The 2,996-nt window shown below is 48.2% G+C and carries 3 protein-coding genes; 2 read left to right on the plus strand and 1 reads right to left on the minus strand.

Translation table 11 applies throughout. From position 1 onward, the window contains the following. Positions 1-347: 347 nt before the first annotated feature. Positions 348-1,331, minus strand: a complete 984-nt coding sequence (locus tag QWI17_RS13785) for an integron integrase (RefSeq protein ID WP_302723101.1) — start codon at positions 1,329-1,331, stop codon at positions 348-350. A 701-nt stretch (positions 1,332-2,032) separates the two neighbouring features. Here QWI17_RS13785 and QWI17_RS13790 point away from each other — a divergent pair. Together QWI17_RS13790 and QWI17_RS13795 are read left to right on the plus strand one after the other, a co-directional pair. Then, a complete protein-coding gene (locus QWI17_RS13790; RefSeq protein ID WP_302723102.1) occupies positions 2,033-2,443 on the plus strand; it encodes a hypothetical protein in 411 nt (136 codons plus the stop codon). An 87-nt stretch (positions 2,444-2,530) separates the two neighbouring features. Then, the gene (locus QWI17_RS13795; RefSeq protein ID WP_302723103.1) at positions 2,531-2,851 is read left to right on the plus strand and encodes a VOC family protein; all 321 of its coding nucleotides are present in this window, start codon (positions 2,531-2,533) and stop codon (positions 2,849-2,851) included. Positions 2,852-2,996: the final 145 nt, after the last annotated feature.

Consider the following 2,996-nt stretch of genomic DNA (forward strand, 5'->3'; position numbering starts at 1 on the left):
CCTAGCAGGCTGCTGAAAAACCCCATGCATGCTCAGCGTGGCCTGACGCGTGCAGATGTTGTGTCTTGTCTCGACGCACAGGGTGGTTCCCTTTGCTAGAGGCAAGGCGCAGCAGATGTGCGCTTCAGGTCACGCCCTGCGACTTGCTGACATTTTACCGATTGCTATGGTTGCTGGTGTTTTAATAGAGCGAGTACTTTTAACTTGTACGCTGCGGCGAATGCCAACTATGTGCACGCACATTGATAACCCCTAGTCAGAGGAGCAATGATAAAAGCATTATCACTTTGTACATGTGGCTCGGTAAAAATTTACCTCGAGCTTAGCGATGAACTATCACCCCACTGCTAAACGTCCATCGGGCTTTTAACGCCACGTTGCTCAATACTAACCACGTGAGTATATATTTGCGTAGTCTCCAGACCCGCATGACCCAACAGCTCCTGAATATTCCGGATATCGGCGCCCGCGCGCAATAGCTCAGTCGCAAAGCTGTGCCGAAACGTGTGGCAGCCAGCTTTTTTGTGAATCTCAGACTCACGTATTGCGCGCTTAACGTGCCGTTGAATTTGCTGCTCCCCTATATGGTGGCGGCGTTCAACACCTGAGCGCGGGTCGATCGAGCGATGCGATGCCGGGAAAACATACTGCCAAGCTGGTTCCTTCGGTGCATTGGGGTACTTTTTTGCCAAAGCGTCGGGCAAATAAACCTCGCCGTAACCTTCCTCCATGTCCTGGCCGTGCAGCGCCAGCGCGTGTTCAACCTGCTGCCGCAAAGGCACCACCAGTGTTGAGGGCAAGAGTGTTCTGCGCCACTTGCGTCCCTTGGCCTCGCGGGCCACCACGCAGTTATTGGCGAAATCAACATCCTGAACGCGCAACCGTACCGCCTCCATAACCCTAAGCCCACTGCCATACATAAGAGACGCGCAGAGCCACGGCGTATCCTCAAGTTTACCCAACACGCGGGCGGCCTCTTCATGGCTGAAAACCGTTGGTAGCGTTTGTGGCCGCCGAGAATGTTGAAACTCAAGCGTACCAAGAGGGCGGCCCAAAAACTGGTTATACAAAAATGCCAATGCATTCAGTGCCGTTTTCTGAGTATTGGCCGAGTAATAACGTTTGCATGCAATGTGACCTAAATACCGATCTACATCATGGCTGGTCAACGATTCAGGCCGCTGCATCTTGTTAAACCGAATAAAATCAATGATCCACGTACAATAGGTCTGTTCAGTTTTATACGCCAAACCCTTCGCACGTATATAAGCACGCAACCTATCCATAAACCGTACCGGCTGCTTCGGTAAAACCTTAGGAATGTCTTTCATACAAACCCACCAAATACTGTATTTATATACAGTTTTAGCGTAGTACGGTCTATCCAGATAGTCAAAATAGTCGGCGCGACGCCTATTTCGGTAAACTATTTGATAAAATGAAAATAACAACGGTATTTCAATAACTTAGCTGTGACGGGTATAGCCGGGATAGGCATCAGCCCATGACACCTATCCCGGAATGAATTATGCGCCTAAAAGCGCAAAGCCTTGATCACCCGTGGGTTGTGGGATAGTGTCGTCTCTTTAATAAACTTGGATAGGCGTCACGCCGTCGATTCTGGCGCCAGACGCCTATTAATATGTTAACTGTCAAAATGAGCAAAGCACTAGCAATCATCGGAAATGTCCTGGCGTTCTTGATTTTTGGAGCGGGGTTGATATCACCCCTTACACCATCCGAGGGCATGCCGACTATTGGTTCACTTATTACATTTGTAGGCTTGCCTCTGGTGTTCATGGCAAATGCGTGGCGCGGTTACACAAACCAAATAGCAAGGTACGCAGTGTTTCTTCAAAGCATATGTATTGTCGGCTTTACGGGCTGGGTACTTTTCATTCAGGCGGGTGTGTTCGCCAATGCTAGTTAACAAGCCGCTCAAATTCGTTCCGGCCACAAACAGCGTGGCCTCCACCGGACTCGCTGACGCTCGCCGTTTAGCGGGGCGTTAGGCAGATCTATGGTTGAGAGCATGAGTTTAGATCGAAAGTGCCTTGTGGAAGTTCGCGTTGGGAAAAGCCACGACAAGGTTCATCCTGCCTGGCAGGACGATACCAATGATGGCTTTCTGATTTGCTATGACGTTAATTTGGTCTTTGACGATCAGTCGATTTTGTTAGTCCAGCCATGTGAGGTAGAAACTACCGGCCGATACCCAGGTCTGGGGTTGTCGCTGGAAAAGATAGAAGCTGTGAATCTTCCGTCACTCTTCAAGGTCTCTTGCCTTCCGATGAGGGTGGAGGAGGTAGTTCAAACTGATTGCTTGGGGGAGGATGTCATAAATCAATACATTATAGCCCTAGAGAATGGCAGCAAAATTGTAATCAGGCATGTATTTCCGCCAATGACGATGGGTATAAAATTCGAGCAAGGAAATGCCTAACCAAACGCACCAGTACGCAGCCTTCGGCTGCCGGACGCTCGCAAGCTCGCGCCGCTGTGCTTCGCGTTATAGCCTCGCGGAGATCGAGTGAAAATTTCACTTTTAGTTATTAGATGTAAGGATCTAGAGGCGAGCAAAAGATTTTACCAATTGCTGGGCTTAAATTTCGTAAAAGAACAGCACGGAAATGGCCCAGTCCATTACTCCTGTGAACAAGACGGTTGTGTATTTGAGTTGTACCCGAATAAAGGTGAGTCGCCACAAGACAATAACCGGCTAGGTTTTAAAGTTTCAAATCTGCCTGTAATTCTTGAGAAGTTATCGGTGGTTGAGTCCTATGAGTTCGCAGGTAATACAGTTCGTGTCATCACCGATCCAGATGGACGTAAAGTTGAAATTAGCGAGTAAAGCTATAACACCTATATGACCGGGCCTGTCAAAGAACAATAGCTCACCAAAAGTTGAGTGTTTTATAACTCAACTTCATGTAAATTTGATTTTTTGTCTGTCTACTTCCGATAATTTCATGAATGGTTTGAATTGGCCAACCAAA

The organism is Gilvimarinus gilvus (genome assembly GCF_030518155.1).
GTDB lineage: Bacteria > Pseudomonadota > Gammaproteobacteria > Pseudomonadales > Cellvibrionaceae > Gilvimarinus > Gilvimarinus gilvus.